Annotated in this window: 28 protein-coding genes and 1 pseudogene; 15 read left to right on the top strand and 14 right to left on the bottom strand. The window is 43.1% G+C overall.

The features are described from left to right. Positions 1-28: 28 nt before the first annotated feature. Both AC1F2U_RS06600 and AC1F2U_RS06605 read right to left on the bottom strand, forming a co-directional pair. Positions 29-670 carry a chloramphenicol phosphotransferase CPT family protein gene (locus AC1F2U_RS06600; RefSeq protein ID WP_480260376.1) on the bottom strand — a complete coding sequence of 214 codons (642 nt, stop codon included), beginning with the start codon at positions 668-670 and terminating at the stop codon, positions 29-31. A gap of 351 nt (positions 671-1,021) precedes the next feature. Then, positions 1,022-1,618 (bottom strand): molybdenum cofactor guanylyltransferase, encoded by a 597-nt coding sequence (locus tag AC1F2U_RS06605; RefSeq protein WP_480260377.1) that lies wholly within the window; start codon positions 1,616-1,618, stop codon positions 1,022-1,024. Between the two features lie 93 nt (positions 1,619-1,711). On the opposite strand from AC1F2U_RS06605, the gene AC1F2U_RS06610 reads away from it, so the two are divergent. Both AC1F2U_RS06610 and AC1F2U_RS06615 read left to right on the top strand, forming a co-directional pair. Further along, entirely contained in the window at positions 1,712-1,936 is a 225-nt protein-coding gene (locus AC1F2U_RS06610; protein ID WP_480260378.1) for a hypothetical protein, read from the top strand. After that, positions 1,933-2,355: a PIN domain-containing protein gene (locus tag AC1F2U_RS06615; protein ID WP_480260379.1), complete on the top strand. Its 423-nt coding sequence runs from the start codon at positions 1,933-1,935 to the stop codon at positions 2,353-2,355. The genes AC1F2U_RS06610 and AC1F2U_RS06615 overlap by 4 nt, the downstream gene beginning before the upstream one ends. A gap of 102 nt (positions 2,356-2,457) precedes the next feature. On the opposite strand, the gene AC1F2U_RS06620 is transcribed toward AC1F2U_RS06615, so the two are convergent. Then, positions 2,458-4,515 carry a thioredoxin domain-containing protein gene (locus AC1F2U_RS06620; RefSeq protein WP_480260380.1) on the bottom strand — a complete coding sequence of 686 codons (2,058 nt, stop codon included), beginning with the start codon at positions 4,513-4,515 and terminating at the stop codon, positions 2,458-2,460. A gap of 246 nt (positions 4,516-4,761) precedes the next feature. Beyond that, a complete protein-coding gene (locus AC1F2U_RS06625; protein ID WP_179065022.1) occupies positions 4,762-4,917 on the bottom strand; it encodes a hypothetical protein in 156 nt (51 codons plus the stop codon). Positions 4,918-5,395: 478 nt separating this feature from the next. Here AC1F2U_RS06625 and clpP point away from each other — a divergent pair, with 478 nt between their 5' ends. Both clpP and AC1F2U_RS06635 read left to right on the top strand, forming a co-directional pair. Beyond that, on the top strand, positions 5,396-6,007 hold the full coding sequence (clpP, locus tag AC1F2U_RS06630) for an ATP-dependent Clp endopeptidase proteolytic subunit ClpP (protein ID WP_335197050.1): 612 nt from the start codon (positions 5,396-5,398) through the stop codon (positions 6,005-6,007). Positions 6,008-6,786: 779 nt separating this feature from the next. Further along, positions 6,787-7,260, top strand: coding sequence for a hypothetical protein (locus AC1F2U_RS06635; protein ID WP_480260381.1), 474 nt, complete (start codon positions 6,787-6,789; stop codon positions 7,258-7,260). Between the two features lie 272 nt (positions 7,261-7,532). Here the strand turns inward: AC1F2U_RS06635 and AC1F2U_RS06640 are convergent. Next, positions 7,533-7,754: pseudogene (locus AC1F2U_RS06640) on the bottom strand (hypothetical protein); the annotation flags it as partial. A gap of 394 nt (positions 7,755-8,148) precedes the next feature. Further along, entirely contained in the window at positions 8,149-9,033 is an 885-nt protein-coding gene (locus tag AC1F2U_RS06645; protein ID WP_480260382.1) for a hypothetical protein, read from the bottom strand. Between the two features lie 1,018 nt (positions 9,034-10,051). Here AC1F2U_RS06645 and AC1F2U_RS06650 point away from each other — a divergent pair. The 3 genes from AC1F2U_RS06650 (at position 10,052) to AC1F2U_RS06660 (ending at position 13,912) form a co-directional block, all read left to right on the top strand. Beyond that, a complete protein-coding gene (locus tag AC1F2U_RS06650; RefSeq protein ID WP_480260383.1) occupies positions 10,052-12,406 on the top strand; it encodes a ribonuclease R family protein in 2,355 nt (784 codons plus the stop codon). A 17-nt stretch (positions 12,407-12,423) separates the two neighbouring features. Further along, on the top strand, positions 12,424-13,044 hold the full coding sequence (locus AC1F2U_RS06655; RefSeq protein ID WP_480260384.1) for a flavin prenyltransferase UbiX: 621 nt from the start codon (positions 12,424-12,426) through the stop codon (positions 13,042-13,044). A gap of 166 nt (positions 13,045-13,210) precedes the next feature. Then, complete coding sequence (locus tag AC1F2U_RS06660; RefSeq protein WP_480260385.1) at positions 13,211-13,912, top strand: LapA family protein; 702 nt, start codon at positions 13,211-13,213, stop codon at positions 13,910-13,912. Between the two features lie 19 nt (positions 13,913-13,931). Here the strand turns inward: AC1F2U_RS06660 and AC1F2U_RS06665 are convergent, their stop codons facing one another. The 3 genes from AC1F2U_RS06665 to AC1F2U_RS06675 all read right to left on the bottom strand — a co-directional run bounded on the left by AC1F2U_RS06665 (position 13,932) and on the right by AC1F2U_RS06675 (position 15,626). Continuing rightward, positions 13,932-14,126, bottom strand: a complete 195-nt coding sequence (locus tag AC1F2U_RS06665; protein ID WP_480260386.1) for a hypothetical protein — start codon at positions 14,124-14,126, stop codon at positions 13,932-13,934. A gap of 851 nt (positions 14,127-14,977) precedes the next feature. Beyond that, positions 14,978-15,316, bottom strand: a complete 339-nt coding sequence (locus AC1F2U_RS06670; protein WP_480260387.1) for a DUF5615 family PIN-like protein — start codon at positions 15,314-15,316, stop codon at positions 14,978-14,980. Then, positions 15,285-15,626 (bottom strand): DUF433 domain-containing protein, encoded by a 342-nt coding sequence (locus AC1F2U_RS06675; RefSeq protein ID WP_480260388.1) that lies wholly within the window; start codon positions 15,624-15,626, stop codon positions 15,285-15,287. The genes AC1F2U_RS06670 and AC1F2U_RS06675 overlap by 32 nt, the downstream gene beginning before the upstream one ends. A 197-nt stretch (positions 15,627-15,823) precedes the next feature. Between AC1F2U_RS06675 and AC1F2U_RS06680 the strand changes: the two genes are divergently transcribed. Further along, entirely contained in the window at positions 15,824-16,369 is a 546-nt protein-coding gene (locus AC1F2U_RS06680; protein WP_480260389.1) for a shikimate kinase, read from the top strand. Between the two features lie 144 nt (positions 16,370-16,513). On the opposite strand, the gene AC1F2U_RS06685 is transcribed toward AC1F2U_RS06680, so the two are convergent. From AC1F2U_RS06685 to AC1F2U_RS06695, 3 genes are read right to left on the bottom strand one after another with little or no spacing between them, the layout of a single operon-like run. Next, positions 16,514-17,116: a Uma2 family endonuclease gene (locus AC1F2U_RS06685; protein ID WP_480260390.1), complete on the bottom strand. Its 603-nt coding sequence runs from the start codon at positions 17,114-17,116 to the stop codon at positions 16,514-16,516. Next, the gene (locus AC1F2U_RS06690) at positions 17,091-17,324 is read right to left on the bottom strand and encodes a PIN domain-containing protein (RefSeq protein WP_480260391.1); all 234 of its coding nucleotides are present in this window, start codon (positions 17,322-17,324) and stop codon (positions 17,091-17,093) included. Before AC1F2U_RS06690 ends, AC1F2U_RS06685 begins: the two co-directional genes overlap by 26 nt. Next, entirely contained in the window at positions 17,314-17,541 is a 228-nt protein-coding gene (locus tag AC1F2U_RS06695; protein ID WP_480260392.1) for a hypothetical protein, read from the bottom strand. The genes AC1F2U_RS06690 and AC1F2U_RS06695 overlap by 11 nt, the downstream gene beginning before the upstream one ends. Positions 17,542-17,730: 189 nt before the next feature. Between AC1F2U_RS06695 and argB the strand changes: the two genes are divergently transcribed. After that, positions 17,731-18,627, top strand: a complete 897-nt coding sequence (gene argB / locus AC1F2U_RS06700) for an acetylglutamate kinase (RefSeq protein ID WP_480260393.1) — start codon at positions 17,731-17,733, stop codon at positions 18,625-18,627. Positions 18,628-18,694: 67 nt separating this feature from the next. Here the strand turns inward: argB and AC1F2U_RS06705 are convergent, their stop codons facing one another. After that, a complete protein-coding gene (locus tag AC1F2U_RS06705) occupies positions 18,695-19,093 on the bottom strand; it encodes a hypothetical protein (protein ID WP_480260394.1) in 399 nt (132 codons plus the stop codon). A 169-nt stretch (positions 19,094-19,262) separates the two neighbouring features. Here AC1F2U_RS06705 and AC1F2U_RS06710 point away from each other — a divergent pair, with 169 nt between their 5' ends. The 3 genes from AC1F2U_RS06710 to AC1F2U_RS06720 all read left to right on the top strand — a co-directional run bounded on the left by AC1F2U_RS06710 (position 19,263) and on the right by AC1F2U_RS06720 (position 21,845). Further along, positions 19,263-19,805, top strand: coding sequence for a tetratricopeptide repeat protein (locus AC1F2U_RS06710; RefSeq protein ID WP_480260395.1), 543 nt, complete (start codon positions 19,263-19,265; stop codon positions 19,803-19,805). A 172-nt stretch (positions 19,806-19,977) separates the two neighbouring features. Continuing rightward, positions 19,978-20,880, top strand: coding sequence for a DUF3153 domain-containing protein (locus AC1F2U_RS06715; RefSeq protein WP_480260396.1), 903 nt, complete (start codon positions 19,978-19,980; stop codon positions 20,878-20,880). Between the two features lie 347 nt (positions 20,881-21,227). Then, positions 21,228-21,845, top strand: coding sequence for an FMN-dependent NADH-azoreductase (locus AC1F2U_RS06720; protein WP_480260397.1), 618 nt, complete (start codon positions 21,228-21,230; stop codon positions 21,843-21,845). A 138-nt stretch (positions 21,846-21,983) separates the two neighbouring features. Here the strand turns inward: AC1F2U_RS06720 and pdxH are convergent, their stop codons facing one another. Beyond that, entirely contained in the window at positions 21,984-22,628 is a 645-nt protein-coding gene (gene pdxH / locus AC1F2U_RS06725) for a pyridoxamine 5'-phosphate oxidase (protein ID WP_480260398.1), read from the bottom strand. A gap of 138 nt (positions 22,629-22,766) precedes the next feature. Between pdxH and AC1F2U_RS06730 the strand changes: the two genes are divergently transcribed. The 3 genes from AC1F2U_RS06730 (at position 22,767) to AC1F2U_RS06740 (ending at position 26,590) form a co-directional block, all read left to right on the top strand. After that, the gene (locus tag AC1F2U_RS06730) at positions 22,767-23,852 is read left to right on the top strand and encodes an AI-2E family transporter (RefSeq protein ID WP_480260399.1); all 1,086 of its coding nucleotides are present in this window, start codon (positions 22,767-22,769) and stop codon (positions 23,850-23,852) included. 313 nt (positions 23,853-24,165) lie between these two features. Next, positions 24,166-25,008: a segregation/condensation protein A gene (locus AC1F2U_RS06735; protein WP_480260400.1), complete on the top strand. Its 843-nt coding sequence runs from the start codon at positions 24,166-24,168 to the stop codon at positions 25,006-25,008. Between the two features lie 412 nt (positions 25,009-25,420). After that, complete coding sequence (locus tag AC1F2U_RS06740; protein WP_194044580.1) at positions 25,421-26,590, top strand: nucleotidyltransferase family protein; 1,170 nt, start codon at positions 25,421-25,423, stop codon at positions 26,588-26,590. The last annotated feature ends 84 nt before the right edge of the window (positions 26,591-26,674 follow it).

Here is a 26,674-nt window from a genome sequence, read left to right on the forward strand (position 1 = left end):
ATATAGCGATCGCAGTCATAAATACAGCTTAAGTATATTGTGCAGCGAGTCGTTGGAATGCCGACGGTGCTGGACTATCTGCGAGGTACTGGCGTATCATCTCAGCACACGCACCTGGGCTTAACAAAGAGGTATCAACTTCAAGGTCATAGATGCCAGGGATGTGGACTTCACGTTGCCATAACTGAACCGGATGTGGTATTGGGGAGTCAGCTGTACTTCCCACGTTCCACCCCGTGTTTTGTCGTCGTTCCATAACGATTTCAATGGGGCAGTGAACGCCTACGAACAAAACCGGCAATCCCTTCAAACGTCGGGCACTATCAGCCAGAATGTCCCGCTTGATTGCGTAGGCGTCATGGTGTCCGACATCAACCACGACATTCAGACCCAAGCGGCTGTGGGCAGCGATAGACTCATACATGGCGCTGTAAAGAATGGGAACAAGGGGTTCGATGTCCTGGCGTTCTCCCCCTGGCCGCAAACCGATCCCAGGCAGGTATCGTGCAGGAGTCATTTGTATAAACCTATCAACACCCAAATTCATCCACAGACCATCAAATGTCTCCTGAATCACTGCGACAATGCTCGACTTCCCCGATCGCGGGACACCATTCAGGATGATAATCTGTCCTAGCCCCTGTGTCTGCCCCATGATTCCTCCTAGCATCCTTAATACATATAGTTAGCAGTTCCACGTTAGGGCTAAAACGTTGAATAGGCAATAATTCAGGAGTCAGAATTCAGAATTCAGAATCAAGACGCTATGCGTTTCTGAAAGAGAAGCCTCTCGAACGCGAGCGCATTTCCTTTTGAGAAAAAAGAAGCCTTTAGGCTGCGCTATCCGCCAGCGATGCACTGAGATTTCGACTGCGCTCAACTACCGCCGGTCGTTGTGTCATACAGAATACCCAACTGAATTCTGACTTCTGAATTCTGTTCGATCGTCCGAAAAATGACTTTATTACCAGAGTTTCGGTAGGTTCAGTTCGCGATTAAATCCCCACTTTTCAACTCAATTTCAAGCCAAGTCCTCTGGTGTATTACAGTTAAATAGCATTTCGGGTTCTGCTAAGGGCAAAACTTCTACAGGATATTGTCGAAGCCACTGCTGAAACGATCGCCCGCCTTGGTTGATAAACTCTAGGAGTTGTGGCAGACAGCGACGGCGATAGAAACCACACAGAGGTTCCCAACCTTTGGGATGACAAGCTAAAGCTGCGATCGCATTATCCCCCACGCGATCGAGTCTAGTTATCCAATCTTGCAACACCTCAACCCGCAACCTCGGTAAATCGCAAGCTAGCAGCAGCACCCATTCTGTCTTGACTTCAGCTAGCCCTTGGGCAAATCCAACTAGAGGCCCGTGGGCTAGAGATTCTCCAGACAAAGGTACTTCCCGAATAAACTTACAACCAGCCAAAAGTAAATCTTGATAGCGTTCTGGCCAGGGAGTTACTACATAAACAACCTCAGCACAGCTTTGAGCAATGCTACAAACTCGCTGCAACAATGGTATCCCTTGAATGGGAATCAAGGCTTTATCTTGACCCATGCGAGAACTTTTACCGCCAGCTAACACAATCGCTGTTAATTTGCTACATGAGTTAATAGTCATTCGTCAAAAAAAGAGAGGGTAAAAAACGAGTCAAACTAAATTAACCCCTGACGCTGAAAGTAGAATAAATTTATCTTCTACTTAAACCCCATCATGCCTATCCAAGAACTCGAACAACAGCTCCTTCAGCTTTCCCCCAACGATAAACTGTACATCATCCAACTCCTTGCTCAAAGCCTGACCACACACAACAACACCCACCCAGATCAACCAAGCAAACTCTCAGAGTTTTTCCGTCAATCCCCTCTAGCTGAACTTAATGAAGAACTTGATCTGAGTCGAGATCGCACCCTTCCCCGCGATGCCTTCACCCCATGACCTACCTCCTTGATACCTGCGTGATTTCCGAACTTGTTGCCAAACAACCACATCAACAAGTTTTAGATTGGCTAGATGCCCAAGTACCAGAAACACTTTACCTCAGCGTCATTACAATTGGCGAAATCGCTAAAGGCATCAGCAAAATTACTGCATCTAAGCGGAAAGAATCTCTAACAACTTGGCTGAATGAAACCCTACCCAATCGCTTTCAACAAAGAATCTTAAGTATAGATGTCTCAACAATGGTGTTGTGGGGAAATTTAGTTGGGCAACTAGAACTTTGGGGGCGACCTCTACCTCTCATGGATTCTCTGATTGCAGCGATCGCAATTCATAACTCTTTATCACTTGTCACTCGTAACGAAAAAGATTTTGCTGGGATAGGGCTTGTAATGGTTAATCCTTGGTCTGTTTAGGCATCATCACTATACGGAGTCAAATGAGCAACCGCACAGAAAGTTACGATCGAGACTGGATGACCTGCTGGCAACATTCTAGTTGGGAGAAATAAAACTATTTCACGCCCTCACCTGACTTTTTTCTACTTGCTGCAATAAATGCTCTACACTTTCTGCTGGTGCAAGACACTTCAAACCTTGGCAAACTAAGCCAACGCTTCTCTCTGGTAAATCAGATGTGATGGCAAACACAGCCGTCGGCAAATACTTGGGGATCAAAGCGTTGATTTGCTCAGTTGTGCTGCGAATCAAGGTAGAGTTACGATACCAATCCAAAGCTGTAAACAAGCTGGGACAAGCTTGGGGAGCGCGATGCATTACACTCCTAAAAGCTTTCAAACCAAGTTCCGCTAAATCTAAATAATCTAGATTATCGGTGAGTAAGGCGAGACGGACAAGGTTAGCGATCGCAATTCCATTGGCTGAGGGTGTAGCATTATCAACATAACTGCGCTCCCGCACAATTAAATCTTGACTAGAATCGCTAGATGTGTTATAGTAACCACCTAATTCTACACTCCAGAGAAATTCGTTAAATTCATCTTGGATAGCGATCGCATTTTCTAACCATTGCTTATGCTCAGGGTTGCAAGCTTGTAAATCCAAGAGAGCTTTAACAAACAAAGCGTAATCTTCAGACTGCGCTAAAACGGTTGGTTCTCCTTGATAGTTGAGTCTCTGGAAACGCCCATTGACAAACTGATTTTCCAAAATAAAATTCGCCGCTCGTGCTGCTAATTCCAGATACAAAGGTTGTTGGAAAACCCCAGCAGCCCTAGCCAGCCCAGAAATCATCAAGCTATTCCAGGCGACAATCATTTTCGTGTCTGTCACCGAGGGAATGCGACCTGGCCAATTAATGGTTTTTGCTTCCTGGTTGTTCCGAGCCGGGGGAAAAGTTTCCAGCGACTCAGAATTAACGCCATAACGAGCGGTAAACAGCTTACTCAGTGCCGTTTCCAACGTTGCACTCAGTTGACCTGAATGCTGTCTTTGCAAAACATTACGTCCTTCAAAGTTGCCGTTAGGGGTAACAGTAAACTGTTGTTGTAATTCCGTTAATTCTTCAGGCGTTAACAGTTGTTGTAGTTCGCTGTAACTCCAAACATAAAAGGCTCCTTCTTCTGGTTCTACTGCTGTGGATTCAGTGAAGCTATCGGCATCTTGAGCAGCATAGAAGTAACCTTCAGGGGCGGTCATTTCTCGTTTCAGCCATTGTACAGTTCCAGCAATTGCCCTCTCAAAGGCTGGCTCTTGTACTCCTGCACTCCATAAAGAAGCCAGATACTCGACAATTTGTCCATTGTCATAAAGCATCTTTTCAAAGTGGGGTACTGTCCAAGTCGGGTCAACAGTATAGCGATGAAAACCACCGGCTACATGGTCATAAATGCCACCCAGCGCTAAGTCTAGTCCCCGCTGGGTACAAATTTCTTTGCCATCATAGCGAGATTCAAAATTAAATCGAGTTCCCCGCAGTGCTAATTCTGTATAGGGAATCATCGGAAAACTGTTGCCAGATTGACTAGGAGTAATTACACCTGTGCTGGTTTCCCAACCTTGGCGGAGTAATTCATGGTCTTCCAGCTCATCTGTTGTACCGTCTTGCAACACCGCAGACGTGAGCAGAGACTCAACAATTAAGGCTTTACGTTGTTGTAAGTCCGCTTTTTCTGTATCGTAATAACGGCGAAGCGCTTGCAAAACTTGCAAAAATCCCGGACGACCATAGCGGGGGTCTACAGGAAAATAAGTACCAGCGTAAAACGGCACTAAATCTTCTGGGGAAAGAAAAATATTTAAAGGCCAACCCCCTTGACCGCTCATCATCTGCAAAGCTTGCATATAGATGCTATCGAGGTCTGGTCTTTCTTCCCTGTCTACTTTGATGGGAAGATAATTGGTATTCATGTAGTCAGCGATCGCAATATCAGAAAAAGCCTCGCCTTCCATGACAGTACACCAGTGGCAACTAGAATAGCCAATGGAAAGAAAAATCGGTTTATTTTGCGCCCTTGCAGTTGCAAGTGCTTCGTCACACCAAGGCCACCAATCAATTGGGTTTTCGGCGTGTTTGCGGAGATAGAGGCTCTTAGCTTCAGCAAGGCGATTAGTCATGATCAAACGCAAGTAGTTGCCTTCTTTGCTCAGTCTAGCCTGTTCTCAGGAGTGTTAGCCTAGACAGCTATATACATTAAGTAAGAAACTCAACGAGCGAGTTATCCCTTTGTTTTTAATCTCGCCTAAGTAAGTTGGTGTAAAAAATTGCAGTTTTGTAGTTAGGGCTAACTACAAGGGAAGCATCTATATAATTGGGTTTATTTACGGTAACTTACTTATACCTGTGCAACTTCTGAAACATTCTTATTGAAAAGATCGCAATAGCAAGCTAACAATATTTGGTGGCGTTTCTTGCATAGGTGATGCTGTCTTTGTTTGAATTAAAGTGTTTGGGCTAAGTCCTGCTATCAGATGGAGCAAGAAGGTGATGATGGCGGCTTGTATAAGTTTTTCCAGCATGGCACGTCTCTCTCTGAATGGATAGCATTTCAACTACGACTGGTTATTCTAAATACACCTCGTACTCCCGATTTACCGAATCTAACAAAAATCACTTGATAAATGCCGAAGGAAATCCTAAAAAAATGTTTAAAATGTTACTGATAGTTAACATAATTCCCTAAGCAAGTCGGATTTCGGTTATCGGTCAAATCAATACATCGCCAAGGTTGTACAGCAAAGTCCGAGATATAAAATTGGCGACAATTGAAGTTTTTTGATTTATTCTTCCCTAAACCGGGATATTTTCTTAGACAGCTTTTGTCGCTAAAAAGTGCCCTTGGAGGTTGAATCTATTGCAAAAGCACATTTTGCTCCTTTGTTGAATCAGACAGAATAGCCAAGATTTACTTATATCTACCTGGTAATAGTAGAGATCAGCCCCAGTTTCGTGCTGTCACCGATAAAATGTATTTAAAGTAGCCACAAACACGCTTCCATGATTCCTATCGTTATTGAACAATCGGGTCGAGGTGAACGCGCCTTTGACATCTACTCACGGCTGTTACGTGAGCGCATCATCTTTTTGGGACAACAAGTTGATAACAATATTGCCAACTTGATTGTTGCCCAACTGCTGTATTTGGATGCTGAAGACCCGGAGAAGGACATTTATATGTACATCAATTCTCCCGGTGGTTCGGTGACGGCTGGTATGGGCATTTTTGACACTATGAAGCATATTCGCCCTGATGTCTGTACAATTTGTACCGGATTGGCGGCGAGTATGGGTGCTTTTCTCCTCAGCGCGGGTGCTAAGGGTAAGCGGATGAGTCTACCCCATTCTCGGATTATGATTCATCAACCTTTAGGCGGCGCTCAAGGACAGGCGACTGATATCGAAATTCAGGCGCGGGAAATTCTGTACCACAAGCGGCGGCTAAACGACTATTTAGCTGAACATACAGGTCAACCAATTGAGCGCATTGCTGAAGATACTGAACGTGACTTTTTCATGTCGCCAGAGGAAGCAAGAGACTACGGTTTGATTGACCAAGTGATTGACCGTCACGCCGCTGGTAGCCGTCCAGCCGTTGCTGCTGTTAATTAATACTGACGATTGGTAAATGGCGATTTACCACTTTTAATCCTCTTAAACCCCAAAAATAACCCCTTTTCAGTGATGAAGAGGGGTTATTTGATTTCAAAAGTTGATTTAGAAGTTCAAAACTCGATTTTAAAGGGTCAAGATCCCATTTGTCGAGATGAAGGTAGTCTTAAACCGATAGCAGATATTGAAGAAATTAACTTTTAATTGTCTCAAGATACACATTTCGATCCTGACATAGGATCATCAAAAATTGGGAAGCATAATTTGTTGCTCTACAATAGCCTCAAAACCAGTTTGCTGGAGTAGATAAATGTTATAAAAACAGACTTTTTGTGACTAAATAATACCAAGCAATTTTAATTTTATTTTCAACTCCATACTATTAAAGTCTTTTTCCGACTGCATTTTTTTTATGAAAAGCTTAATTTAGATTTAGGTTACAAAAACACCAATTCAACTAACCTCCACTCAAATTCACCTACTATACCTCGGAGAAGATCAACTATTAAAGTTATTAAATTATAAACTTCGCCTACTAATTCTCAAACAATCAAAGGTACAAAATTATGCAAATTTTAAGTACTTTAGGATTTACGCATTGACAGAACTAACTAAATATGGATTTTCAGGCATTCAATTTTGATTGTTTTACTATTAGCCAGCGATCTAAAGGTAGTGTCCAATAGCGTGAAACGACTGAATTTCGTTACACACATGATAGTCCTTTTGTACAGTGTGTAATACCAAAAAACAATTATTTATCTTCAGGAAGAAACATCATGAATTGCTTCAAATTGAGTCTCAAGCTAACGTTGCTAACTTTATTGACTTGTGGATTGGTTTCCCCAGCTTTTGCGACACCCGATAACGACAATAGCATTTTTGCAGCGGATTTCGAGGGGAATTTGAATAGTGGTCAAGGATTTCTTCAGATCAAAGGCGATGTGACCACCACCGATGACTTAGAAGACTTTAGAAAAGTGCTACTCACGGGGCGCTCTAACTTACGTTTAAAACTGGAAGGCGTTGCCCCGAACGGAGGACGGACAGATTTGTTATTAGTTAGGGATTCAAACAACAATGGTCAAATCGATCGCAATCAAGGCGAAGTGATTGGCCAAAGTCGCGACTCATTTTCCCACCAAATTACACGCCAGAATCTAGCCGCAGGAAATTACTTCATCATTATCCGGAGCAGACAGTTTAGCTCAAACAAAGTTCAGTATCAAGTCAGTGTAGATGCACGGGTGTAGTCAATCCTGTAAACTCGCCGATCAAAAGCGCGATCGCGCTTTTGATCTTTCTCAACTCAAGAGAGTATTTTTCCCTCGTTAACCCTAACTCACTAATTGTCTAGTCAATGCATGAGTTCTAAACGAATCAATTCTGGATAGCCCAGGTGCGGCACAATTTCAATTCGCACACGAGGCATAGTTACTGACAGTTTTTATTTCTAGTTAAATAATACTATCTTCGGCAACTTCGTATAAGTCCTAATTAGAAATGACGAATGACTAATTACTAACTAAAATCCCGCTATTGGGTCTGGCTGAGATTGCAGGTATTTGAGAAATTTATGTAATTCTTCTTCAGTCAGCAAAGTCCGCCCGCGCTTACCGTAGGTTTCAATCAGATGCTCCCGTCCCCGTTCTGGTGTCCAACCTAAACGCTGTATTTCGACATCAGTTTTAGCAATTAAATCCGACAAATCTGCTGGTTGAGTTTTCTTTTTTCTCCTTCCTGTTCCTGTCAGAGGGACTACATCCTCTTTCATCCAACATAATCGTTCGATTTCAGCATTCATTTCCCTCTGCTGTTGTGTCCAACATAACTGTTCGGTGTCAACATCAATTTTGGCAGTCACAACTTCATTTAACGGTTGAGATTCGAGATATTGAAGGAAGTCTAGTAATTCTAATTCTGTCAGTAAAGTACGCGATCGCTTCCCATAATTTTTTATGAGATGTTCCCGTCCCTGGTCTATTGTCCACCCTAGTCGCTGCATTTCAACGTCTGTTTGAGCAATTACTTCAGAAAAATTCACAGGTTCCATAGCTTCCTTACTGTTTCAAGAGCCTATGTTATTAAGTCATTAGTCCTTACAAATGACTAATGACCAATGACAAATGACTAATGACTAATCAAAATCCCGCTATTGGGTCTGGCTGAGATTGTAAGTATTTGAGGAATCCGTGTAATTCTTCTTCAGTCAGCAAAGTCCGCCCGCGCTTACCGTAGGTTTCAATCAGATGCTCCCGTCCCTGTTCTGGTGTCCAGCCTAAACGCTGAAGTTCGACATCTGTTTTAGCAATTACATCTGATAAATCAACTGGTTCAGCTTTTTTCTTTCTCTTTCCTGTCACTGACGGGGTAGTGGCATTTTCTTGAGGGCTGTAACTCCGGGGTGTAAATGGTGTGACATTGTTGGCAGAAATTGCCGGAAAGGTTTGATTTTCTGGCTGGTTATCAAAATTTATTTCCAAGTTCTCAACTGGAGGATCGAATTCTAGCTCCTGGTTGGCAGTCATCGGAAAGTTTTGACCTAAATCCTGGCTATAGGTATCGTTTAGAGGTGCAGCATTGCTGTACCCGTATTGTTCCTTACTACTTGTTACTACTTCTGGTTTGATGTTCCGTTCTTTGGAAGGCGGTATAGAGATTTCTTTGTCGCTGACTGCTGGCCACTGACTACTAACAAAATCCTCATCTTTGGCAGAGGAATAAGCAGCAGGCTGACTCAATCCAGCTTTAATATTCAAGTCAGGATTTAGCTGTGCTGGGGAAACTGGACTTGAGGTCAACGCTACTGATTCTGGTGGCGCGTTTGTAATACCCAAAACTATCAGCGCCCTGGTTCTGGCTTGGTCTTCTGCTGCTTCTACTGTTTCTGCCGCTGCCATACCCGTAGCACGGGTTACGCCTTCAATTTGCACGCTTGCCCGAACAATATATTTTCCTTGAAAAATTTGCACTAATTCAGAAATCAAATTGCCCTTGGGATACAAGCTCTGGAATTGAGCCAACATAATACTGCTACCAATCTAAATATTTTTAATAACGGGGTTGATACTGCCTGTATATTCAAGCGAGATCGGCTGCCCTTACTTTAATTTACATCCACTCGATACCCAGGATGCCTGTCAATATTCCATTTATTTATTTTTAATTGCCTACTATGTATCATCAGTTTCTTGCAGGCGATGAGTAGGTATAATTCTCTGCTCTGAGCCGTCAAGGTGATATTCTTGCTTTGCCTGGTGTCCTAATTGTAGCAGTAGCTCTTTTTTGACGAAATTTTTGGTCAGTGCTAACTTATCTGGGTAGTCTTGCTTGCAATGCTATACTGATTACCCAACACTATATCTAGAACTATTTTCTGGAAGTGCGCTCTAAATCTACAATAATGGAGATAAGGTTCGCCCTCGCTGCTTATTAAGCTGCTTACCTAATTGTTACCGATTCTACATGTGGGAAAATTGGGTTCACCAGCAGTTCCTCCTAGTTAAAAATCAGAGTCTAATGGCGTAAAATTACCTTCCTCTAGACAATCAAACACCTGTAGTTTCCACGCCACTTGACGGCAGTTGCTCCACTTGTGGAGACCCCAAGACCGCACTGCCTCCTCCACTTGTGGAGACCCCAAGACCGCAGTGGCTCCCCTGCATAGCGCTTTTGGGCAGTATGGATTCTCTAAACCCAGCTTCTTAAAAACCCGTCGCGTAATTAACTAGCGGGGCTAAATTTTAATCAGGCGTGCAATCTTAAGTTTGGTTAGGTGAAGGGACTTGAACGCAGGCGAATTCTGAGAGCATCGTGCAGTGAGAAGTTCGTAAACGCCCAGAGTTGTCCGTGGGTCGGCTTCTTTGCCAAGGAACTGCGGGAGTAGTTTCCCGCTCTTACTGGGTCGGGCTTCCTTTCCTTAGAACTTAGGAAGCTTGCTTCAGGGCAATTAGTTTCCAGCTTGTTTCTGTAAGCCGTGAGGGTATACAGAAATGAACCAGATTAAACAACAAATGATGTTTTGACCAAAGGTCGGTTCACTGCATGGAATTTTCAATCGCTACACTCCTTGCCAATTTCACCGATGATAAATTGGTAGCTCGGAAGGTTTTAGAAAAGAAACTTGGCTGTGAAGATGAAAAAAGTTTACAAAAACTTCACATTGCCTTAGATGTTCTGGAAAAAATCGGTATTTTAGTGAAGGAACGGGGCAAGTACCGCCGTGTCTCAGAAGAGGGAATAATCGAGGCAAAACTGCGTTGTTCTAGTAAAGGCTTTTGCTTTGCTATTCAAGATGTGGAAGGCGCTGAGGATATTTACATCCGCGAAAGTCATCTGAGTAATGCTTGGAATGGCGATCGCGTTTTGGTGAGAGTTCTCAAAGAAGGCAGTCGCCGTCGCTCTCCGGAAGGTGAGGTGAAGCTGATTCTCGAACGCTCTAATCACACTTTACTGGCACGAATTAAACAGGTAGAAACTGGTTTTCGGGCTGTGCCTTTAGACGATCGCTTGCTGTTTGAACTCAAGATTCAACCTAACGGGGCAAAGTTAGAAGAAGCGATCGATCATCTGGTTCATGTGGAAGTTTTGCGTTACCCGTTGGCACAATATCCTCCCCTTGGTCGAGTAGTGCAAATCCTCGGCAGTGATGCCGAAGCCGCTGCTGATATAGATTTAGTTACGTGCAAACACGACCTTTCCCGGACTTTTCCAGATAATGTTCTTGAAGCAGCTGCGAGGTTGCCCAAAAAGCTCCTGAAAGCAGACCTGAAAAATCGGCTGGATTTACGTAATTTATTTACCTTTACCATTGAAGGGGTAAATGGCGATACCAAAGTTATAGAAAACGCTTTTAGTTTAGAAAAAAACTTAGCCGGAAATTGGCTTTTAGGCGTTCATATCACCGATGTTTCTCACTATGTCCAACCTGACGAAGCCCTAGATAGAGAAGCACTCAAACGGGGCAAATCAGTGTATCTAGGAGAATTGGTGTTGCCAATCTTGCCCCCAGCTGTAGCAGAACGCTGTTCTTTAGTACCTGGGAGCGATCGCTTAACCATCTCTTTTTTAATTACCATCGATCCCAAATCGGGAGAAGTGCTGGAATGGGAAATTCAACCCAGTGTAATCAATGTCGAGACTGCACTGACTACGGAACTTGCCCAAGCAATTCTCACAGGTGAAGCTCAAGATAAATCATCGCAGGTTTCCCAAATACTGCAAGACCTCCAAGCCTTGCAAACAGCCGTGAAACAGGTACGGTTAAATCGTGGTAGCCTCCAGTTGAATCTGCCGCCGAGCCAAAACGCCTATTATGATGAGGGGATTTTAGGCGCTGTGGTGGTAAATGATTTACCAGTGCGATCGCTACTCACGGAGTTGGTGCTGTTAGTTAATCAACTGTTTGCAACTCACTTAAATGCTCTTGGTGTTCCGGCTATCTGGCGAGTCCAAGGTACTCCTGATGTTGAAGATGTCCAGGAAATGCTGAAATTGGCAGTCAATTTAGGCGTTGACCTCACACTAGATCCAGAAGTTGATATCCAACCATTAGATTACCAACATTTGACCACAGCTTTTGCTGAATCTCCTTCTGAGCAAGTTCTTACTTACTTGTTACAAGATACCCTTAAGCCGTCTGCATACAGTACCACCAAAGGCTCTCACTTTGGTCTGGCACTACCGCAATATGTCCACTTTAGCGCTCCCTTGCGGCGTTTCCCAGATTTGCTGATGCAAAGAGTGTATTACACGCTACTCGAAAACGGACGCGATCGCCGCAATACCCGTGTCAGAGAGCGCGTTAACCTACGCCACTCCTCCAGCCACGAGGAAATTAACTGGAACGTTTTACCCCCAGAATTGCAACAAGAACTGCAAAGCGATTTGACTAGGGTAATTGTCCAAATCAACGACCGAGAAAAAGAAGTCCAAGAAGCCGAAGCCGATTTAGCCGGACTGCAAAAAGCCCAACTGATGAAGCAACGCATCGGTCAGGTATTTCAAGGCGTGATTACCGGGGTTCAATCCTACGGTTTCTTTGTGGAAATTGAAGTGCCTGCGGCTGAGGTGGAGTCCAGCAGTAATCCTGGTGTGCCTTTGCGGGTAGAGGGATTGGTACACGTCAGTTCTCTCAAAGATGATTGGTATGAATATCGCGCCAGACAACAGGCACTGTTTGGGCGCAAAAATCGCGCTTCTTATCGACTAGGCGATCGCGTCGCCGTCCAAGTTAAGAGTGTCGATTATTACCGCCAGCAAATTGATTTGGTAACAGTCGGCAGCGATGGCGTCGCCAAAGGTTTAACTGGCAATGATTCTCGTGACGAGCTTTCAGACCTCTACTTACCAAATGATCTGGAGCCTGATGACCTAGACCCTTACTCTGAGGACGAGTAAAATACACTAAAATTTACGTGTCAAATAACACCAAACCTTTAATTTTAGGCGTATCGGGCGCATCTGGTCTGATTTACGCTGTTCGCGCAATCAAATTTTTGCTAGAAGCGGAATATAGTATTGAATTGGTTGCCTCTAAATCAACTTACATGGTTTGGCAGTCAGAACAGGAAATTCGGATGCCATCAGAACCAACCGGGCAAGAACAATTCTGGCGAGAGCAAGCTGGAGTTGCACTTTCGGGAAAACTCCGCTGTCATCCTTGGAGCGATGTTGGAGCCGGGATTGCCAGTGGTTCCTTTGCCACTCTGGGGATGATGATTATTCCATGCAGCATGAGTACAGTAGCAAAGCTAGCGGTTGGCTTGAGTTCCGATTTACTAGAACGGGCTGCGGATGTCCAACTCAAAGAAGGGCGAAAGCTGGTTATTGTCCCGCGTGAAACGCCTTTTAGCCTCATCCACCTGCGTAACTTAACTTCTTTAGCAGAAGTTGGAGTTAGAGTTGTCCCCGCTATTCCCGCCTGGTATCACAATCCCCAAACCATCGAGGATTTAGTTGATTTTGTAGTTGCCCGTGCTTTAGATCAACTAGATATTGACTGTATTCCAATTCAGCGGTGGCAAGGTCGTCGCTAACGCCCTGAGTGGATTTATTGTAAATTTCACAATAGTCCTAAAAAGGTAATGATAGAGATGACTGATAGTGTCAGTAGTCAGCGAACAGTAATTAGTGAAGAATAACCAGACCGATCGCTGACTATTGACAACTGACCGCTGATAATTGACAACCGACAAAATTGCTATGGCTGTAATTCGCTTAATTCTATTGGTGGCAGTACTGGGAGGACTAACGCTGTTATTAGTCCAAAATTTCTCACCTGCCCTATCGCTAGTATTTTTGGGCGTGCGAACTCAACCATTACCACTAGCGATATGGATTTTGTTCAGTACTGTCACTGGTGCTTTCACATCAATATTGATTGCTACCTTATTTAATTTATCCAATTATTTTGTGGCAGGACAACGCCAAACTCCTAACAGAGCAACCACCCCTTCAAGTCGTGCGAAGGCAACCCGGAGAGAAGAACCGACATCTCGCCCTGCCAGTCCTCCACCACCAGCTAGTAAAAATGAAGAGCCTAGCAGTGAGGAATTTGATGATTGGGAGACAAATAGCAGTAGAGATGATGATTGGAACTTTGATGAAAAGTCAGAAGAAGCGCCTATTCCTAATTCTCAAGCTCAACAACCTAGAGACTCAACAACTTACGAACGTCAATCAGAAGCCAAAAGCAGTTCTCGGTCTGGTTCAGTTTACTCCTACAGCTACCGCGAGCCAAAAAATACCGCTGCGGGAAAAACTGAATCAATTTACGATGCTGATTACCGAGTAATTATCCCCCCTTACCAGCCGCCAACTACCAATCAAGCCGATGATGATGATTGGGAATTTTTTGAGGATGATGATGATTTTGAAGATGATGGTAAACGCCCCCGTCGGTGAGATGTAGCAGGCTACATCTCTATTTAATGCCACACCGTTCTCTAGACTCCTGCTTGACCCTACCAGTCATGGCAGCTTCCTGCAAAGTCATGAAAGCATTAAAATCTTCCAAGTCATATCGGGTAGTCAACAGTTGTCGTAGTTGATCTTCAGCTTCAACTGTCAAATAACCAGTTACTAAAGCTCTTTCTACAACGTCACGAATTCGAGTCATGGTTGACACCTCATTCATTCTATATTTATTCATTCAGGCTTATCGGGGTGGAATATGCAGTAGTCTTTGTGTCGAAACTTCAATTTATTTGCAAGTTTTTTTTGGGCGATCGCGGTAATTCAGTCATTATTTACACCTTTATTAGAAACATTTAATTGAGCGGGTCTTGTTATAACTGAATTTTTAGAATAACGACCCTGTGCTGTTAGAAACACAGTATTGTGTATACTTAAAATTAACCATCAGAATCAAAACTCTGATTATTTAGATAGACAGATATTGCTTGGATAAAGTTTCAAACAAGCTACGTTAATTTTTTGGTTAAGTATAGGCATTACTATGCAGCAATTACCTAGTTACTTCAGACAAATTACTACATTCCTAAAAAATTGATCAGTTATTACTGATAGTAATTTCACAGAAAAATCGTTCATTTATTGCCTAATACAAGTTACTTTAAATACATTTTCAATAGTAATAATAGTAATTCATTCAACTCAAATAGAAGATGTATTTATATAATCTAAAAACAATATAAAGTTATAAAATTTACACGTGAATTTTGAATTTGCAAAGAAAAAACCCTTAATGCCTGTTGAAAATAAATTACTGAGATGTCTACTTTGCAGTTGTAATTCTGCGGAAATTTCTAATGGAGTTTATCTTTCTAATTGATTAGATAAATACATAGAATAAATGCTGAGTAACCAAGTCAGATACTCATCAAGCTGAAAAACTGGAGTCGCCCAAGATGCTTTAGCATGCCCCTGCTCTTAAACAAGCTACGCGTAACGGACACAACAGAAAGTATCGCATCGCTTTTTTACATTTGAGTAAAACAATAAAAGCTTTCAGATAAATTCAAGTTGATATCTCATTTTTTCAGGCTCAATAACTTCCCAGATTAAAATTAAACTCTTCAATATTTCCCCAATTGAGCGCCGATTTTGAGCACAGTAAATAATGCCTGAATGCATAATCAAGCCACCTTGATGAAGTATCACAAAGTCATCATCATGGGTGAAAATTACCCGATTCTGAGACATTGCAAAATAAAGCTGTTCTCCATCTGATGCAGCTATCAATCCTGTTTCTGATGTAGTCGTCACATCAATCCCACGACGACGTAAGCCTTCTGCTATAGCATTACTGACATTCTCATCTAGGTGGAATCGAATTTTTTGTGTCATTTCGATTCTTTAGTTTTTCTTGCAAAATCGAAGGAGTTTGAGCCTGTACTTCTCTGACAAAGGCTTCTCCTTCCGCAATTTCTTGCCTGATCTCATCTTGACGATCGTGGTAATAAGCTAGAGCAGCATAGACATCAGCTAAAGTGATGCTGGGATAATGATAAACGATTTCGTCAGGGGAAAGCCCCATCTGTTCGTGCCAAATAACAATATCTTGCACTCTAATTCGGTGTCCAGCAATGCGCGGTTTCCCCCCACACACACCCGGAGTGATTTCAATGTGTTCTGAGATTACTGGTATCTTGGACATCTGATCGAGAAACGCTCCTATAAGAACAAATTATATTATGATTATCATCTTAATTAGCGATCGCTTTTCCAATGTTGTGGGCGATCGAGTGCGTTGGCACAACTTAACCCAGGCATTGCTTGAATACGCACGTATAAGTCGTTAAGTTTATAATTAGAAACTGTGACTCAGCACTCAGAATTGGAGCGAATCAACTGGTGAGCAGCTTATTACAAGGAGTTAACCTGTACTTAATTGGTATTATGGGCGTTGGTAAGACGACAGTAGGGCGCTTAATAGCAAAAGAACTGAGTTATGGGTTTGTAGATACCGATGATATCATTGCCCAAGCAACAGGTAAATCTATCAATCAGTTATTTGCTCAAGAAGGTGAAGCCAGGTTTCGCCAGTTAGAAAGCGAGGTACTTTCACAAGTTTGTGCTTTTACAAAGTTAACTATCGCAACCGGTGGTGGCATTGTACTGCGGCGAGAAAATTGGGGTTACTTGCACCACGGTTTGATAGTGTGGCTAGATACGCCAGTGGAGATAATTTATAGCCGTTTAGCTGAGGATACCACAAGGCCACTGCTGCAAGATGCCGACCCTAAAGCTAAATTGCGATCGCTCCTCGAACAACGAACACCACTTTACTCTCAAGCCGATTTGCACATCACCGAGCGAGAGGGAGATACACCTGAAGACGTTGCCAAACGAGTACTTGAGGCAATTCCTGGCGTACTAAAAAAAACTGTTTCTCATTAATAGGGAATATCGGTCTAACTGTGTCTGCAAAAGATATTTTTCATGAATCAGTTAAAAAACCTTTGCAAAAAGAACAATGAAGGATTACGAGGAAGCAATTCCTAACGTTCTCAAAATACAAGTTTCTCATTAAGAAGACTCAAGTTACCAAATTTTGCCCATCCGTAGGACAAATCCTGGTAATTCTGGATTGCCACTAACTGCTTCGGGATTATCCAAAATTTCAAGTTCTCGATTCGGACGGTAAATGTAGACTTTTCGATTCTGCCGATCAATTAACCAGCCTAGTAACGCACCGTTATCGATGTACTCCTGCATTTTCTCTTGTAATTTTATCAGGCGATCGCTGGATGAGCGTAACTCAATGACAAAGCTGGGGCAAATTGGTGCAAATGAAGCTTTTTGTGCATCTGTTAAGGCATTCCAGCGCTCCAGTTCAATCCAAGAAGCATCAGGGGAACGCATTGCTCCATTGGGTAGCGTAAAACCTGTACTGGAGTCAAAGCCTATGCCAGTGCCATCTTGTTCAGTCCAATACCCAAGCTGTGCAGCAATGTTAAAGTTACGGTTGCCCGTATCTGAAAAAGCTGGTGGCATAATGATGACTTCCCCATTAGCAGTGCGCTCGATTCGCAAATCTCCATTGGCTTGGCAGAATTCGTGGAACTGCTCATTTGTCATCTGCACAAGGGAGGGGAAATTTACCGTTAGGGGTGTGCTTTCAGTTTGAATTAGCAGCGTGGTCATTTTCATTCCCTAGCTTCAGCCGAATGATTTCAATTTTAGAAGTTTGAAGGAGCGATCGCCCTGATTTTCTAGCACCGTAGAATAATTCACCAATAGCAACACTAGGAATAAAAATTTCTTCTGCATTTACTAGCTGATTATTTACTGCGATATCATTTGCAAATAAAGCAATAATAATATTAGTGTCAAGCAGGTATCTACCACTCATCTATATCTACCTGTTCGCAACCTTGTTCAATTGCTTCGCGCATCAACTGAATATCGTTTGGTAATATTGTACCTGCAAAATTTAATAATTCTTTACCTGGAACACCATGAATTTGCGAACCTACTAAAGTTCTGGCAAACTCCAGCACTCGATATTGCAAGTCTTCAGGCATAACTTTTAATTCTTCAATTAGCCGATCGAGAATCGTTATATCCATATTTCTCCTGATAATTTTCGATTTTGGTTGCTAGTCCTTCTCTTATAGATTTTCACATTTCTGAGACGAACTAAACAGCTATGGCTGATCGGTACAAACATACTCAACTTTGGCAGCAGAGATTGTGAGGAGTTACAAAGTCTTCTACACTGACTGAAATAGGTTTTAACTCTCTCTGTTAGGCTCCTCATGACGGTCAACGATTCTGAATACATCAGGCAAACTGAAGCTACTCGTGTACGTGTACTAAGCGAAGCACTACCTTATATTCAACAATTCGCCGGTCGCACTGTTGTTGTCAAATATGGTGGCGCAGCGATGAAAGATAGCGCACTCAAAGACAAAGTTATCCGCGACATTGTATTCTTATCCTGCGTCGGCTTGCGTCCGATTGTAGTCCACGGCGGTGGCCCAGAAATTAACAGTTGGTTAGATAAGCTGGGCATCGAACCACAATTTAAGAATGGTTTGCGAGTCACTGATGCCGCCACAATGGATGTGGTGGAAATGGTTTTAGTTGGTCGAGTCAATAAAGAAATTGTCTCCCTGATTAACCAAGCTGGTGGATTGGCTGTAGGGCTTTGCGGTAAAGACGGTAATCTATTTACAGCCCGTTCCCAAGGTCAAGAAGGCATCGGTTTTGTGGGAGAAGTCAGCAATGTGAATATTAAGATTTTGGAGACCCTTGCTAGCAATGGCTATATTCCGGTAGTCTCTAGCGTCGCCGCAGACGAGACTGGGCAAGCTTATAATATTAACGCCGATACCGTAGCGGGGGAAATTGCTGCTGCATTAGGTGCAGAAAAGTTAATTTTACTGACCGACACCAGTGGAATTTTAAAAGATTACAAAGACCAATCTACTTTGATTCCGAAAGTAGATATCCGCGAAGCCCGCGAGTTAATTGCTAATGGTATAGTCAGCGGTGGGATGATTCCCAAAGTAAGTTGTTGTGTGCGATCGCTAGCTCAAGGAGTCCGCGCCGCACACATCATCGATGGTCGCATTCCCCACGCCCTGTTACTAGAAATCTTTACTGATGTTGGGATTGGGACGATGATTCTCGGTTCGCAGTTTACCTATTAGAGTGCTGAGTGAGGAGTGAAGAGTGAGGAGTTGCTTATCCCCTCCCTTATCTTCTCTACTCCCTACTCTATCGAGGATAGGTAATAATAACCCGCGATCGCCCGCCGCTAAATGGTGTACGACGCCATGAATTATTGATAATTACTGGATTAACTAGGGTTGAGTCTCGAATTATGGGATTGATCGGGATCGAATTTCTGAAGTTCTGCCTGAACTGGGGATAGGAATAATCGCGGTAATGATTGCGTTGTGGCATCAGTCCCGTTGTTGGGTCTACAGGCATAGGCATGGGAATCGGACTACCATAAATAAAGGAACCCACAGAAGGCGACGATCGCCTGGCTCCATAACCACCATCAATCCCGAACGCGCGCTGGGCGGAAGCTGGAGCAATGGTTACACCCATCACTACTAAAGTCATACCTGCTAAGAGCCAATTCAGTTGCGAATGCTTGATTTTCAACATAATTTTGCTCACGTGCATTTGATACCAGAATTTTTAATCAGAAAATAGTTGCAGCTACTTACTTAAAATTTTAGAAGTTTATCTGCTTCAGATTGCCAGCTTTTGAAAAGATTCCAAAAAGATTGCTGGCATTGGCAAAATAAAAATAGTGCTAATTTTTGTATAAGACGTGAGTACAGAAAGTTTAGAAATTGCTAAAACCCGCTACCAGGCTGGGAAATTTGCCTTTGAGAATGGGCAATACCGTGAAGCCGTAGAAAATTTAGAAAAAGCCAGCGCTCTCTTAGCTCGTAATTCTCGTCTTGGGGGCGAAGTAGAAATTCATCTAGTGACAGCTTATGAAGCGGCTGGACGCACGGATGATGCGATCGCTCTTTGCGAAAGACTCAAACGCCATGCCCATTTTGAAATCAGCAAACAAGCGCGGCGGATGCTTTATATCTTAAAAGCACCAAAGCTGAAAAGACCCAGCGAATGGATGACCGAAATCCCCGATTTGGGCGCATTAGCCGATAATGAACTCAAAATTTCTGTACCTGCTAAGTCTACTAAATCTTCTGGGGAGCAAAAGCCTAAACCTGCCGAGCCAGAATTCGTTGACCTCAGTCAGGTCAATACCAGAGATAATCGCTTTATCTGGGTGGCGCTAATTGCCATTGGTTTAACCATCTCGTACTTGGTTTGGTTGAGTTTTTCAGGAACCCCTGGCTGATAACAATTTTGGATTGGGGACTGGGAAGATTTGAATGAAGATTCAGATCCAAATCTTACTCATATTTTCTTACCCAGTCCCAGAGCCATCAAAATGGTATTTCAGGAATCTCAAACAATACTAAGAAGTCAAGATTGGTTAAAAAGTTTGACTTTTGGGGAGATTTATAGTTATGAATTCTTCAATTTTCGGAAAGATTTTCTTGTGGTTAGTCAGATCATTTAATTTTGTGTTGGCAAATATGAAATTGCCCTCACGGCTGAATGGTCGAAATCGAATGAACCGGGTTTTTCCCATCCGAAATCCTATTCTGTGGCTAGTGCTGTTAACATCTCTCCTACTGACTGGCTGTGTAAAGTACGATGTGGGGCTTAATTTTGACAACTCAAATAGTGGTGAACTAGTACAGCATATTAAGTTGGGAGAACGGCTAACTAGCTTTAGTGGCGATTCGGTCTACGAATGGTTAAACAGCATAGAACGTCGCGCCCGTCAACTTGAAGGTAAAGCACAGCGAGTTTCCCAAGAAGAAATCATCGTCACAATTCCTTTTAGCAATGGTACAGAATTGCAAGAGAAATTCAACGAATTCTTTAACTCCCGTGCGAATCAACCCTCTGAGTCTGTAGAGAGCCAATCTGACTCAGAACTGCCGAAAATTGAATCAAACGTCCTTTTGGAGCAGAATAATTTTTTACTTTTAGTCCGAAATCGGTTGATTTATGATTTGGATTTGCGATCGCTCTCTCTAATTGCCAGCAAAGGTAACGTCCTAGCTAATGCTGGTTCAATTCTCGATTTAGAATTTAGCTTAAAGACTCCTTGGGGAGCCAAAAATATTCAACTAACTGAAACTGCAATTGAGCCAGAAAAAAATGGCAATCAATTAGTGTGGAAACTCCAGCCTGGTGAGCTAAACCACATAGAAGCTGTTTTCTGGCTTCCTAGTCCGCTTGGTATTGGTGGGTTGTTAATTATCCTGTTTGTCTCAGGGGGATTGTACTTGAGATACAATTTCATGCCAGATCCAAGAATTCAGTTTCCTCCCAAAACAGCAGCAATCCAGGAACAGTAAACTATTTATCTGTTGAATATTATTAGCGAAGCCGATGGAAAATGCATCGGCTTTTTTTACACTTTACCCAGCTTTTTATAAAAATGAGTCATAACGAATTAGCCAAAGAAATTGTTCGTGTTTCCTAGTCCAAGACCCTGTTAATAAGGACATCAAAATACTTATTGAGCAAGCATCAGGATTTGTAGAAGCGGACATCGATAAGTTAGCCAAAATTATCCGACAGTTACTTTATGGTAACTACTTTACTTTAGTAACTAGTTACTTTTAGTATCTGATGTAATGCTTTGAAATAGAAACTCAAAAAAAGGAAAAGCAGTAAATCCTAGTTAATCAGGAGATATTTGGTGGTAAACATTCTACATATTGATTCCAGCCCCCGTGGTGAACGATCGCACTCCAGAGAACTATCTAAGGAATTCGTCAGTGCTTGGAGGGCAGCGCATCCTGAAGATGCGATCGCCTATCGAGATTTAGGACATCACCCAGTTCCTCACGTTGATGAAGCTTGGATTGCGGCGGCATTTTCACCACCAGAAACCCATACCCCAGAATTAACTGAGGCACTTAGGATTTCTAACGAACTGGTTGATGAGTTTTTGGCAGCCGATCGCTACGTCTTTGGAGTGCCAATGTATAACTTTAATATACCTTCCACCTTTAAGGCTTACATCGACCAAATTGTTCGCATTAACCGGACTGTTGCAATAGAAGCTCAAGGTTTTAAAGGGTTAGTCCAGGGCAAAAAGGCAGTTATCATCACAGCTCGCGGCGGTGACTTTAGCGCGACATCTCCTTTTCTTGCTTATGATTTCCAAGAACCCTACCTGCGGGCGATTTTCGGCTTTATTGGGATTACAGATATTCAATTTATTAACGCTAATAGCCTGAATGAAGGAGATGCCCGTACCCAATCTCTATCAGAAGCAAGGGCAGCAATTCAAGATGCGATCGCCCAGTGGTAAAAGGGATGCAGGGGGGCAGAGGGGCAGAGGGGCAGAGGGGCAGAGGGGCAGAGGGGCAGAGGGGCAGAGGGGCAGAGGGGAAAAATTTACTGCAATTTCTCCCCTGCTCCCCTGCTCCCCTGCCCCTTTGCCTCTTCATCAGGGTGACAACCGCTCAATCTTCCAAGTGCCATTATCTAAACGGCTATAGAGCAAGCGATCGTGCAGACGGCTAGGGCGTCCTTGCCAAAACTCAATTTCTGTAGGGATAACTCGTAAGCCTCCCCAATGAGGTGGTCGAAGAATCTCCTGATTTTCATGTTTGCTTTGAAACTCTTGCAAGCGTCGCTCTAAGACTTCTCGACTTTCTATGACCTCGCTTTGATTAGATACCCACGCACCCAGGCGACTGTTAGCAGGGCGACTGTGAAAATATTGGTCAGACTCAGTTTCGGAAACTTTCTCCACATACCCCGAAATTCGGACTTGACGTTCCAGTTCTGCCCACCAAAAGACTAAAGCCGCTTGGGGGTTTTCTGCTAATTCTTGTCCTTTATGACTGTTGTAGTTGGTAAAGAAGGTAAAGCCCCGTTTATCAAAATCCTTAAGCAGCACCATTCTGGCTGAAGGCTTACCGTCTGGCGTGGCAGTGGCAATGGTCATAGCATTAGGTTCGGGGAGTTGTGCTGTTAGTGCCTGATCGAACCATTTTTTAAATTGGATAAAAGGATTGAGGTCTATTTCGAGTTCGCTCAAACCTTCCAAAGTGTAGTCTTTGCGAAGGTCAGCTACGGTTTTGTCCATTGTGATTTGTTTCCTTGCTATCAGATACGCTTATATATATCTTTCTCAAAAATATCTATGATGATGATCGGATGACGATCAGCGCCATCAAGAATTTTACAAACTCTCTCAAAGAATATTTAAAATAGGTTGCATAAAATGCGCCGTTCGGCCTCCCTCCAACGTCTGTTAATTTATGGTCTGAGCGGTCCAGTTATCGCTCTCAATATCTGGCTACTATCCTTGCTTTTTCGCTATTTCCAGCATCCCATTACTGTCTTGAGCATTGCGGCGATTCTGGCTTTTCTACTAAATTACCCGGTTAAGTTCTTTGAACGTGCCCGGATCACGCGCACTCAGGCGGTGATCATAGTTTTACTGGCAACATTAACGCTGCTTGGGATTCTGGGCGTCACCTTAGTGCCGTTGATTATAGACCAAACAATCCAACTGTTAAATAAGATTCCTGATTGGTTAGGCGCTAGTCAAGCAAACCTAGAGCAGTTTGAGATGTTGGCAAAGCAACGACGTTTGCCAATCGATCTCAGGGTTGTGAGCAGTCAAATCAATGCCAACATTCAGAATGTAGTGCAACAGCTAGCTTCTGGTGCAGTAGGATTTGCTGGAACACTGCTTTCCGGATTACTTGACTTAGTGTTAGTCATTGTGCTTGCATTTTATATGCTTTTATATGGCGATCGCGTCTGGTATGGTCTGATCAATCTTTTGCCCTCTAATGTTGGAGATCCCCTAGCCACATCCTTGCGCTTAAACTTTCAGAACTTTTTCCTCGGCCAGCTATTACTAGGATTGTTCATGGTGCTAACCCTGACACCAATATTCTTAGTGATAAAAGTGCCCTTTGCCCTGTTGTTTGCCATCTTAATCGGTATTTCAGAACTCATTCCCTTTATTGGGGCATCTCTCGGTATTGGTCTGGTGATAATTTTAGTACTACTGCAAAATTGGTGGTTAGCAGTTCAAGTTGCGATCGCGGCAATTCTCATGCAACAGCTTAAAGATAACTTGTTAGCTCCCAGGTTACTCGGCAATTTTATCGGGCTGAATCCCATCTGGATTTTTGTAGCTATTTTGATGGGATTTGAGATTGCTGGCTTGTTAGGGACACTTGTTGCTGTTCCAATTGCTGGTACTATTAAGGGCACTTTCGATGCTATTAAGAGCGGCAAGCCGAGTGATTTTGTCTCAACTGTTACTATTACCCGTGACCCGCCCCCTGATTAAGGCGGCAGAGGGGCAGAGGGGCAAGGGAGCAGGGGAGCAGGGGAGAAAGTTGCAGTAAGTTTTTCTCCTCTGCCCCTCTGCCCCTCCGCACCTCTGCCTTTTATGCCCAATGCCCAAGGTCAAAAGTTGCACAATCTAATCTCACAATTCACAATGGTAATCGATTACAAATTTTAGAGGATATTGCCAGCAGGCAATTTCTCAAAAAAGAAGCGCAAGCGAATGTATAGAGTACACGCTTTGTTAATAGTCAATTAGTTTAGTCTTGAATTTACAGTCTTTTTATTCTCATTAATTAACTTAGAACCTGTTGATGGAAGCTTCCGAGCTGTTAGAAACAATTACATTTTTGATTTACCAAGCCGAGCAGGGGGAAATTGATCCTTGGGATGTCCAAGTGATTGAGGTGATTGACCGCTATTTAGAACTGATGGCACCGGGGGCAATAACAAGAGGCTATGAAGCGGACTTGTCTCAATCTGGACAGGCATTTTTATCAGCATCAATGCTGGTATTATTCAAGGCAAATACCTTGATGCAATTGTCAACAGTCGGAGATGCACAAGATGGTGTAGAAGATGATGCCCTATTGGAAGGTGAAGACGGTGTATTACATCAGGGTCATCGTCTACCCTTAGAACGGCAATTACGTCGTCGTCCAGCGGCAATGCCACCACCAAAGCGCCGGGTGACTCTGCAAGAGTTAATTGAGCAATTGCAGATTATGGCTAACCAACTGAAACTGGTAGAAAAAGTCAGCAAACCTATCCGTCCCAGGCGTCAACCTAGCGTTCAAAGTATGCGAGAGGCGCTGGAGTTAGCTCACCAAGAAAATCTGACAGAAGTCGCTGGGGAACTGGAGCAGGTGTTGAAATTGTCGACAAGAGAGCTAAGTTTAGAACAAAATTGGTTGAATTTAGAACAACTTGTAGAATTATGGACTAAGACAAAGCTTCTTAACCAAAATGGGTCTGGACATGGGTCTGGACATGAGTCTAAACACAGTAACCTAGTTAGCGTTTTCTGGGCACTACTATTACTCTCGGCTCAATCGAAAGTAGAGCTATTTCAAGAGGACTTTTACCATGAAATTAAAATTCGCTTAATTAGAGATTCAGCTAATATCGGCAAACCTTTTGAGAATCCGATGAACTAAGAAAGTCAAAAATAGTCGTAGTTATACAGATAATTTATCTAGAATTTCGCTCTGTCACGGGTAACAGCGCCCTAAATTTATGTATGGAAAGACAAAACAATTTAAATCTAGAGCGCAGGCATCAAGATTTCAGGCTGACTTGTGAGAAAAATAGGAATTTATTTATGGGGTTTTCCTCTTGGCTCCAGCATAGCTACTTCCTACATTGTCATAGATTTTTGATTCAGCCGCAAAATCCGAGTAAATTGAAAAGATAAGCGATCGCTTGTCATCTAAGTATACCGATGGTTGTAATAACCACTAAATTCCTGTTATCCCTATTGTGGGGGATGACTTAGAGCAGAAATAAAAACTGATGATTAAGTATCACTCGATGAAAGTAAACTGGCTTGTGGTTGAGGAATAAATTTTTATGAAAGCGATGATTCTCGCGGCTGGCAAGGGTACTCGCGTGCGTCCGATTACGTACACTATGCCCAAGCCGATGATGCCCATCCTGCAAAAGCCAGTGATGGAGTTCTTACTGGAACTGTTACGCCATCATGGATTTGACCAGATTCTAGTCAATGTTAGTCATTTGGCTGAGGAAATAGAAAACTATTTCCGTGATGGTCAGCGGTTTGGGGTGCAGATTGCCTATTCGTTTGAAGGGAAAATTGATGACGATGGTAAACTGGTAGGCGAAGCGATAGGTTCAGCTGGAGGGATGCGGCGCATCCAAGACTTCTCACCGTTTTTTGATGATACCTTTGTAGTTTTATGTGGTGATGCTTTAATTGACCTGGATTTAACTGCGGCTGTTAAATGGCATAAATCCAAAGGAGCGATCGCTACCATTATCACTAAATCTGTCCCCAAGGAAGAAGTTTCTAGCTATGGTGTGGTTGTGACTGACGAAGAGGGACGTGTCAAAGCTTTCCAAGAAAAACCTTCAACTGAAGAAGCCCTCAGCACCAACATCAACACAGGTATTTACATCTTTGAGCCAGAGGTTTTTAACTATATTCCCTCTGATGTTGAATATGACATTGGTAGCCAATTGTTTCCCAAATTGGTAGAAATCAAAGCCCCCTTTTACGCCATTCCTATGGACTTTGAATGGGTAGATATTGGTAAAGTCCCAGACTATTGGCGGGCGATTCGCGGTGTGCTGCTAGGTGAAATCAAAAATGTGCAAATTCCTGGTCATGAAGTCGCCCCTGGCATCTACACTGGTTTAAATGTTGCCGTAAATTGGGACAAAGTGGATATCACAGGTCCCGTTTACATTGGCGGGATGACGAGAATCGAAGACGGAGCTAAAATTGTCGGGCCAGCGATGATTGGCCCCAATTGTTGGATATGTAGTGGTGCAACAGTGGAAAACAGCGTGATTTTTGAATGGTCGCGCCTGGGCCCTGGAGTCCGGTTAGTCGATAAGCTAGTATTTGGACGTTATTGCGTAGATAAAACTGGCGCTGCGATCGATGTTCAAGCCGCTGCTTTAGACTGGCTGATTACTGATGCTCGTCAGACACCGCCATCACATACCCCTGTTGAGCGACAGGCGATAGAGGAATTGTTAGGGACGAACGTAAATTAAAGTTAGGAGTTAGGAGTTAGGAGTTATTATTTTGTGTTTCACTCTTCACTTCTAACTCTTAACTTTATTCCTAACTCTCCACTC

This window comes from Nostoc sp. LEGE 12454, assembly GCF_056620565.1.